The organism is Micromonospora sp. NPDC004540, assembly GCF_040610095.1.
In the GTDB taxonomy this organism is placed as follows: domain Bacteria; phylum Actinomycetota; class Actinomycetes; order Mycobacteriales; family Micromonosporaceae; genus Micromonospora.
Window position 1 is genome coordinate 23,090 of the sequence record NZ_JBEXLR010000082.1, and the last position, 6,762, is coordinate 29,851.

6 protein-coding genes and 1 pseudogene are annotated in these 6,762 nt (G+C 76.1%); 3 read left to right on the forward strand and 4 right to left on the reverse strand.

What is annotated here, in order from left to right:
- From ABZV78_RS23710 to ABZV78_RS23720, 3 genes are read right to left on the reverse strand one after another with little or no spacing between them, the layout of a single operon-like run.
- Positions 1 to 825 carry an SDR family oxidoreductase gene (locus tag ABZV78_RS23710; protein ID WP_355641838.1) on the reverse strand — a complete coding sequence of 275 codons (825 nt, stop codon included), beginning with the start codon at positions 823 to 825 and terminating at the stop codon, positions 1 to 3.
- Positions 822 to 2,135: an NAD(P)-binding domain-containing protein gene (locus tag ABZV78_RS23715; RefSeq protein WP_355641839.1), complete on the reverse strand. Its 1,314-nt coding sequence runs from the start codon at positions 2,133 to 2,135 to the stop codon at positions 822 to 824. Before ABZV78_RS23715 ends, ABZV78_RS23710 begins: the two co-directional genes overlap by 4 nt.
- 54 nt (positions 2,136 to 2,189) lie before the next feature.
- Positions 2,190 to 2,840 (reverse strand): helix-turn-helix domain-containing protein, encoded by a 651-nt coding sequence (locus tag ABZV78_RS23720; protein WP_355641841.1) that lies wholly within the window; start codon positions 2,838 to 2,840, stop codon positions 2,190 to 2,192.
- Positions 2,841 to 2,910: 70 nt separating this feature from the next.
- Between ABZV78_RS23720 and ABZV78_RS23725 the strand changes: the two genes are divergently transcribed.
- Positions 2,911 to 4,269 (forward strand): MFS transporter, encoded by a 1,359-nt coding sequence (locus tag ABZV78_RS23725; RefSeq protein WP_355641843.1) that lies wholly within the window; start codon positions 2,911 to 2,913, stop codon positions 4,267 to 4,269.
- Here the strand turns inward: ABZV78_RS23725 and ABZV78_RS23730 are convergent.
- Complete coding sequence (locus ABZV78_RS23730) at positions 4,221 to 5,642, reverse strand: MFS transporter (RefSeq protein WP_355641845.1); 1,422 nt, start codon at positions 5,640 to 5,642, stop codon at positions 4,221 to 4,223. The two genes, ABZV78_RS23725 and ABZV78_RS23730, sit on opposite strands and share 49 nt — an antisense overlap.
- A 94-nt stretch (positions 5,643 to 5,736) precedes the next feature.
- On the opposite strand from ABZV78_RS23730, the gene ABZV78_RS23735 reads away from it, so the two are divergent.
- On the forward strand, positions 5,737 to 6,315 hold the full coding sequence (locus ABZV78_RS23735) for a helix-turn-helix transcriptional regulator (RefSeq protein WP_355641847.1): 579 nt from the start codon (positions 5,737 to 5,739) through the stop codon (positions 6,313 to 6,315).
- A 26-nt stretch (positions 6,316 to 6,341) separates the two neighbouring features.
- A pseudogene (locus ABZV78_RS23740) lies at positions 6,342 to 6,665 on the forward strand (hypothetical protein); the annotation flags it as partial.
- Positions 6,666 to 6,762: the final 97 nt, after the last annotated feature.

Consider the following 6,762-nt stretch of genomic DNA (forward strand, 5'->3'; position numbering starts at 1 on the left):
CTACCGGTGGGCCTCCCGGTGCCGCCGGAGCATGGCGGCGGCCAGCGGCGCGGCGTCCAGGTCACCCGCGGCCAACCGTCCGGCGACGGTACGGCGCACCAGCCGGTCGGCCAGCGCAGGCGCGTGCCGGGCCAGGGCCAGCTCCAGCCGGCCCCGCCGGGTGGTGGCCACGTCCCGGGGCGCCCGGCGGGCGGTGGCGGCGCGCAGGATCGCGGCGACGACCCCCTCGACGGGTTCCAGCCGGGACACCCCGCTCAGCGACAGCCCGGCCTCGGCGGTGCTGTCGTGGATCGGCGAGGCGACCATGCTCGGGTAGACGACGCTGACCCCGACGTGGGTGCCCACCTCGTGGCGCAGCGCGTCGGCGTACGCGACGAGGGCCCGCTTGCTGACCCCGTACGCGGCCGCGAGGGGCAGCGGCAGCACGGCCATCCGGCTGGCCACGAAGACCACCCGGCCGCGCGCCGCCTCCAGGGCGGGCAGCGCCGCCGCCGTGGTGCGCCAGGCGGCGAGCAGGTTGACCTCCAGTTGCCGGCGGACCATCTCGTCGGGGGGCAGCTCGGCCGGGGCGGGTCCGCCGACGCCGGCGTTGTTGACCAGCAGGTCCAGCCCGCCGAGCCGGTCGACGGCGGCGGCCACCGCGGCCGGCACGGCGGCCGGGTCGGTCAGGTCGCAGCCGAGCACCGGCACCTCCCCGCCGTCGTCGGGGTGCAGGTCCAGCCCGACGACGCGGGCGCCCGCGCCGGTCAGGGCGGCGCACAGGTGCCGCCCGAAGGTGCCTCGCGCGCCGGTGACCAGCACCCGCCGGCCGGCCAGCGCGCTCACGGCCGCACCCCCGCCCGGCGCCGCCCGGCGGTCAGCTCTCGCGCCAGCTCGGTCAGGTACGCGTCGAAGTCGACCCGCATGTGCGGCCGGCGCTGCCCCCACCGGGTGGTGGCGGCGCGCAGCTCGGCCCGGCAGGCGGCCGTCTGCCGGGCCCGGTCCGGCGGTGCCCAGGTGCCGGCGAGCCAGCCGGCGACCAGCCGGGCCTGCGCCTCGACCAGCGGGAACGCCGCGCCGGTGGACTGCATCAGCCCGACGAAGGCCAGCCCGGGGGCGTCCAGGTGGAACACGTGCCGGTAGAGGGGTAGCCGGTCGGCGCCGTCGCCGAGCAGCTCGGGGTCGAGGAAGGGGATCTCCACCCGGTAGCCGGTGCACCAGACCACCAGGTCCACCTCGTAGGCACGGCCGTCGGTGAACTCGACCTTGGTGCCGGCGAAGCCGGCGATGCCAGGGCGGGCCTGGATGTCGCCGTGGGTGAGCCGGGACAGCAGCCCGTCGGAGAGGGTCGGGTGGTCCTGGAGGAAGCCGTGGGCGGGGGCGGGCAGCCCGTACCGGGCGGGTGGGCCGACGGTGGTGGTGAGCATGGTCTGGCTGATCCGCTGCCGCAGTCGCCAGGGCAGCCGGCGGGCGAGCGCCCCGTTGAGGGTGTCGGAGGGGCGGCCGAGCAGGTACTTGGGCACCACCCAGACCCCGCGGCGCAGGGACAGCAGGGTGCGCGCGGCGGCGTACGAGGCGTCGACGGCGATGTCCATGGCGGAGTTGCCGCCGCCGACCACCAGCACCCGCCGGCCGGCGAGCTGCTCCGGGCCCCGGTAGTCGTGGCTGTGCAACTGCTCGGCGGAGCATTCGCCCGGGTAGGGATCGGGCCGCCTCGGCACCCGGTTGTGCCCGTTGGCCACCACCACCGCCTCGACGTCGAGGTGGACCGGCCCGTCCGGTCCGGTGGCCTGCACGGTCCAGCCGCCCGCCGCCGCCCGGGTGACCCGCTCGACGGTGTGCCGCAGCCGCACGGCGTCGCGCAGCCCGAACCGGTCGGCGTAGTCGGCGAGGTAGCCGGCGATGCGGGTGTGGTCCGGGTAGTCGGGCCAGTGCGCCGGCATCGGGTGGTCGGCGAACTGGGTGCGCCCCTTGCTGGTGTTGAGGTGCAGCGTCCGGTACGCCGGCGAGCCGGGCGACCCGTACACCCAGAGGCCGCCGACGGTGTCGGCGGTCTCGAACGCGACCGCCGGAACGCCGGCGTCGGCGAGCGCCTTGAGGGTGGCCAGTCCCGCCGCGCCGGCGCCGATGACCGCCACCCTGGGCCGTGCCGTCATGCCCGCCTCCTTAATCCAACGACCGCTGGATAATCCCCGGCGGGCGGCGACCCGTCAAGGGGTGGCCGGCGGGTACAGCCCGTCGAGGAAGCGGTGCATGAAGGCCCGGAACTCGCGCCGCTCCCGGGCGCCGGAGCCGTGCTGCGCGGCGAGGGCCACCACGTGACCGTGCACCGCCCAGACCAGGCTGCGCACGGTCACGTGCGGGGCCGGCTCGACCAGCGCGCCACCCGCCGCGGCGGCGGCGAGCAACTCCTCGACCAGCGCGTAGAGCGGGGCCGCGTAGCGCTGGTCGAGGTCGGCGTGCCGGTGCGGCTCCAACCAGCGGCGCAGCCACAGCGCGGTGGTCTCCGGCCGGTCCTCGAGAAAGTCGACGAACACGTCGAGCAGGTCGTGCAGCGCCCGCAGCGCGTCGGCCGGCCCGGCCGCCAGGGCCGCCCGGGCGCGCTCGCCGGCCGCCTCGATGACCTCCCGCTCGGCGGCGAAGACCCGGCCGAAGCAGGCGTCGTAGAGCTGCGCCTTGGTACCCGTGTGGTGGGCGACGGTGGCCACGTCGACGCCCGCCGCGCCGGCGACGTCGCGCAGGCTGACCGCGTCGAAGCCACGCTCGGCGAAGAGCGCGGTGGCGGCGGCGAGCACCAGGTCGCGGGTGGGTCGCTGGTCGTCGCGGCGGGGCCGGCCCGGCCGGCGGCGGGGCATGGTCATCCCGCCATTGTTCCCCCTACAATCCAGCATCCGTTGGATTGGGGGCGGGGTGCCCCGGGAGGAGGCGGCGATGACCGGGCTCGACCAGCGGCGGCAGGCCGCCGCCAGCCTGCCGCGCGGCCCGCTGGCCGGCTTCGCCGCCGGCTCGCTCGGCATGGGCGTCTGGGTCACCGTGCCCGGGCTGCTGCTGCTCTACTTCCTCACCGACGTGCTCGCGGTGGCCCCGTGGCTGGCGGGGCTGACCCTGCTGGTGCCGAAGATCGCCGACGTGCTGCTGCACCCCTGGATCGGGCACCGCTGCGACGTCGAGCAGGCCCGCCGTGGCCACCGGCGGCGGCTGCTGCTGGCCGGCTGCGCCCTGCCGCTGGCGTTCGCCGCGCTGTTCGCGGTGCCCGGCGGGCTGAGCGGCGCCGCCGCCGCGGCCTGGGTCGCGCTGTTCTTCGTCGCCGGGAACCTGCTCTTCGCCGCCTACCAGGTGCCCTACCTGGCCACCCCGGCGGACCTGCGGATCGGCTACCACGAGCGGACCCGGCTGATGGCCTTCCGGATGGTGGTGCTCACGCTCGGCATCCTGATCTCCGGGCTGCTCGCGCCGCTGTTGGCCGGCGGTGACACCGCCACCCGCGGCGGCTACCTGCGGATGGCGGCGCTGCTCGCGGTGGGGATGCTCGCCGCCATGGCGGTCGGCGTCGCCGGGATCGACCGGCTGCGCCGCACCGCGGCCGTGCCGGCCCCGCCGCACGGGACGGGCGGGTGGCGGGCCCTGGCGGCCAGCCTGCGCGACCGGCAGTTCCGCTGGCTGGTCGGCGCGTACCTGGCCATGTCGACCACCACCCACCTGGTGCTGGCCGGGGTGCCCTACTACGCCGAGTACGAGCTGGGCCGCCCGGAGCTCACCACCGTGCTGGTCGCCGCGTTCGTCGCGCCGGCGCTGCTGGTCACCCCGGCCTGGCTGGCGGTGTCCCGGCGGATCGGCAAGCAGCGGGCGCTGCTCGCCGGGCAGCTCGCCTTCGCCGCCGGCGCGCTGGTGCTGGCCGTCGGCCGGTCGGCCGGGCTGCCGGTGCTGGTCGCCGCGGTGGCGGTGCTCGGGGTGGCGTTCGCCGGGATGCAGCTGCTGCCCTTCTCGATGCTGCCCGACGTGATCCGCGCCGCCGAGACCGACCGCGCCGGCACCTACACCGGCGTGTGGACCGCCACCGAGGCCACCGGCGCGGCGCTCGGCCCCTACGCCTACGCGCTCTGCCTGGCCGCCGGGGGCTTCGTGGCCTCCGCCGCCGGGCAGACGGTCGCCCAGTCGGCGGGCGCGCTGGCGGCCATCCGCTACGGCTTCGGCCTGCTGCCCGCCGCCGTGATGGTGGTCGCCGTGCTGCTGCAACGCCGCTACACCCTCGACGGCGCGGCCCGCACCGACGCCGATGGTGTCGACTGACGGGCGGCGTGCGCGACGACGAAGAGGAACAGACCGCAGGCCGCGACCAGGAGCCACCCCGGGCGGGACGCGCGGGCCAGGCCCTCCGGGCCGACTCCGGCGACGAGCCCTCCGGCGACGGCGATGCCGATGGCCGAGCCGAGCTGCCGGGCGGTGGAGGTGATCGCCCCGGCGACGCCGGCCCGGGCCGGGGGCAGGCCGCTCACCGCGGTGTTGGTGATCGGAGCGTTGGCGAAGCCGAAGCCGATGCCGATGAGCAGGAAGGCCGGCACGAGTTGCCGGGGATCCGGGTCGGGACGCAGGCCGACCAGGCTGAGCCCGCCCACCGTGAGGAACGTGCCGGCGAGCAGGAGCGGCCGGCGCGCCCCGTACCGCCCGGTCAGGCGGCCCGACAGCGGCGCGCAGACCGCCGCGCCCAACGCCAGGGGCAGGGTCGCGGTCCCCGCGGCGAGCGGGGTCCAGCCGTGCCCGTGCTGCAGGTACAGCGTGGTCAGCAGCAGGCTGACGGTGAGCGCGACGAACACGGCCACCGCGCCCAGCACCGCCGTGGTGAAGGCCGGCCGCTGGAACAGCCCTAGCTCCATCAGGGGCTCGTGGCGACGCCGCTCGATCGCCACGAAGGCCGCCGTGGCCGCGGCGGCGAATAGGTACGCGGCCCAGGCCGGCGGTGACGCCCAGCCGACGCGTGGCCCCTCGATGAGCACGGCGACGCAGACGCACACCACGACGGTGAGGAGAATCTGGCCGGGCAGGTCGAGCCGCCGGGCCCGCGCCGCGCGGGACTCCGGTACGAACAGCGCGCTCAGCACGAGCGCGGCCACCACGACCGGGACGTTGACCCAGAACACCGACCGCCAACCGAACGCCTCGATGAGCGCGCCGCCGGCGACCGGTCCGGCCGCCATGCTGAGCCCGAACACGGACGCCCAGATCCCGATGGCCTGCGCCCGCTCGCGCGGGTCGGGCATCACGTTCACCACGATGGCCAGGGCCACCGGGCTGAGCATCGACGCGCCGATCCCCTGGACGGCCCGCGCTGCAACGAGCGCGCCGAGCGACGGCGCGACCGCGCACGCCAGCGACGCGGCGCCGAAGACGAGCAGCCCGCCGCGGAAGACCCGGCGCCGGCCCAGCCGGTCGGCCAGCGCGCCCGAGGAGATCAGCAGGCTGGCCACCACCACGGTGTAGGCGTCCACCACCCATTCCAGGCTCCGGGTGCCCACGCCCAGCCCGTGGCCGATGGCGGGCAGACCGACGTTGACGATCGTGGTGTCCAGACCGACCAGCAACATGCTCAGCGCGCAGATCGCGAGCACCGCCCACCGCCGGCGCACGGTCAGGTCGGCTCGCATTGTCAGGGATGCCGCGGCCATCCGCTCACCTCCAGGTCGGGGAACATGCCGCCATGCTCGGACCGGGTGGACCCCCGGGCCTAGCGTCTTTGCGGAAACCGCAAAGATGGGGAGCGTGGAAGCCGACCTCGCGGAACTCATCGACGGCATCGGGCCCCGGCTGCGCGCGCTGCGCCGCGACCGCGGGCTCACGCTGGAGGCCCTCGCGACGCAGACCGGCATCTCGGTGAGCAAGCTGTCCCGCCTCGAGTCGGGCAAGCGGCAACCCACCCTGGATCTGCTCATCCCGCTGGCCCGCGCCCACCGCGTCGCGCTGGACCAACTGGTGGCGGCACCGGCCACCGGCGACCCCCGCGTCCACCTGCGGCCCCACCGGCGCCGCCGCGGCGGCGGGGTGGTGGCCCTGACCCAGTATCCGGGGCGGGTCCAGGTCTTCAAGCAGGTCCTCGCGCCCCGGGAGCCGAGGCTCGTCACCCACGCCGGCTACGAATGGCTCTACGTCCTCGCCGGCCGGCTCCGCCTCGTCCTCGGTGACCGCGAGTTCACCCTCTCCCCCGGCGAGGTCGCCGAGTTCGACACCGGCGAGCCGCACTGGTTCGGCCCGGCCGGCACGGACACCGTCGAGATCCTGCACCTGTTCGGACCGCACGGCGACCACGCCGTCGTCCGCACCGGGCCGTCGATGCCGTCGTGACCCGCGGCAACTAGACTTCGCCGCCGATGGACGCCCAGCCCGCCCCCGAGACCCGCTCCTGCGCCCACTGTGGACGGGAGGTGCCGCAGCGCGCCGGCGCGGGCCGGCCCTTCCGCTACTGCCGGGACAACGACGGCGCCTGCCAACGGGCGTCGCGCAACTCCCGGATGCGCCACCGCAACGCCCCCGGCCTCCCTGGGCAGGTGGCTCGCACCTGGGAGGCGGTGGACCGGCTCGACCAGATCGTGGAGACCCTCACCGAGGCGCTGCACGCCGAGCTATCCCCGGCCGGGGTGGAGCGACAGCTCGCCGAGGTCCGCGCCGAGACGGCCGCTCAGGTGGCGGCGGCGCAAGCTGGTCGTCGTCGGCGGTGAACTGCGCGAAGACGCTGTCGGACATGGGCGTTTCTCCAGGTGGCAAGGCCGAGAATGGTCAGCCTAGCGGTCG

Coding starts and splice junctions, on each gene's coding strand:
- ABZV78_RS23730 (WP_355641845.1), bottom strand. CDS start 5,642: ATGGCCGCGGCATCCCTGACAATGCGAGCCGACCTGACCGTGCGCCGG.
- ABZV78_RS23720 (WP_355641841.1), bottom strand. CDS start 2,840: ATGACCATGCCCCGCCGCCGGCCGGGCCGGCCCCGCCGCGACGACCAG.
- ABZV78_RS23715 (WP_355641839.1), bottom strand. CDS start 2,135: ATGACGGCACGGCCCAGGGTGGCGGTCATCGGCGCCGGCGCGGCGGGA.
- ABZV78_RS23725 (WP_355641843.1), top strand. CDS start 2,911: ATGACCGGGCTCGACCAGCGGCGGCAGGCCGCCGCCAGCCTGCCGCGC.